At 72.1% G+C, this 1,657-nt stretch carries 2 protein-coding genes; both read left to right on the forward strand.

Annotated elements, in window-relative coordinates:
- The coding region (locus tag ACVNF4_RS35755; RefSeq protein ID WP_461806998.1) for an ADP-ribosylglycohydrolase family protein at positions 1 to 387 on the forward strand (387 nt) is incomplete at its 5' end.
- 366 nt (positions 388 to 753) lie between these two features.
- Positions 754 to 1,455 (forward strand): ribonuclease HII, encoded by a 702-nt coding sequence (locus tag ACVNF4_RS35760; protein WP_461806999.1) that lies wholly within the window; start codon positions 754 to 756, stop codon positions 1,453 to 1,455.
- The last annotated feature ends 202 nt before the right edge of the window (positions 1,456 to 1,657 follow it).

Raw genomic sequence — 1,657 nt, forward strand, 5'->3', positions numbered from 1 at the left:
CTCGCCGCCTCCGCCGACGGCCCGCCCACCCCGGAGGCCCTCCTCGACGGCGTCATCGCGCTCGTTCCCCGCAGCGCCGTCTCCGCAGGGCTGCGGCGTGCCCGCGACATGCTCGACTACTCCGACGCGAGCACCGTCGCCGCCGTCCTCGGCTGCGGTCGGCGCACCACCGCCCACGACACTGTCCCGTTCGCCCTCTGGTCGGCCGCCCGCTCGCTCGGCGACTTCGAGTCGGCGTTCTGGACGACGGCCCAGGTCGGCGGGGACGTGGACACGACGTGCGCGATCGTGGGCGGTGTGGTCGCGGCGGGGAGCGCGGGGGCGCCGCCGGCGGAGTGGGCGAGGCGCACGGAGGCGTTTCCCGGGTGGCTGTCACTGGGGTCGTGAGGTGGGTGGCTGTTGCTGGGGCGTGAGTTTGGGCGGGTGCCTGTCTAACGGGGGTGTGGGCCCGGGGCCCGGTGTCGAACCCCTAAGCCCAGTTGTCCGGTGCCGGATTCGTGAGCCCGGGTGTGTGCCGCCGGATTCGTGAGGTCGGCTTCTCATTGCCGTTCACTTCACGTGTGCGACCGCAGGCGAGCGGGACGAGGTCTCGCCGCCCGCCGTTTCCCTTCGCGGGACCGGCGAGCGGGGAGCGGTGAACCCCGTTTCCCGCGAGGCCCGTTCCGATGCGTCCGCGAACGACTCCCGCCGGCCCTCTCAGCCGCAGGGCCGGGGTGTCGGGCATCGACCCCGGCGGCGTAGGCTAAGACCGCCATGCCGTACGAACCACCCACTCACACCGTCGAGCGCTCTCTTCGCGCGACGACCGGAGCGAAGGTCATTGCCGGTGTCGACGAGGTGGGCCGGGGAGCCTGGGCCGGTCCCGTCACCGTCTGCGCGGCGGTCACCGGACTGCGTCGGCCCCCCGAGGGCCTCACCGACTCCAAACTCCTCACCCTCAAGCGCCGCACCGCGCTCGCCGCGGAGCTCCAGGGGTGGGTGACGTCGTACGCCCTGGGCCACGCGTCGCCCGAGGAGATCGACGAGAAGGGCATGACCGCGGCCCTGCGACTCGCCGCGGTGCGTGCCCTGGAAGCCCTGCCGGTCCGGCCCGACGCCGTCATCCTCGACGGCAAGCACGACTACCTCGGCTCGCCCTGGCGGGTCCGTACCGTCATCAAGGGCGACCAGTCGTGCGTGGCCGTCGCGGCGGCTTCGGTGATCGCCAAGGTCCAGCGCGACAAAATGATGGCCGAACTGGGCCTGGACCATGCAGACTTCGGTTTCGCGGACAACGCCGGGTATCCGTCACCCGTGCACAAGGCCGCGCTGGAGGAGCGGGGGCCCACCCCGTACCACCGGCTCTCGTGGGCCTATCTGGACGGGCTGCCCCAGTGGCGGCACCTGAAGAAGGCCCGCAGTTGGGCGGAGACAAGCGCGCCGGAGATCGAGGGCCAGCTCGGCTTCGATTTCTGACGTCCCCGCTCGCACCGATGTCCCACCCCCTGGCGCGCGTCGCACCAGTGTTTGATAAAAATCAGCTCATGCCTCTCATTCCCGAGGAGCCTCAGATTCACGAGAGTGCCCAGGGTCCCCGCGTCACTCCGGCCGGCGGCCGCAGCGCGCAGACCCCTCGTCCCGTACCCGGCCCCCGTCCCGCGGCACCGCCGCGCCCCGG

The sequence above is a fragment of the Streptomyces sp. S6 genome, from assembly GCF_054880855.1.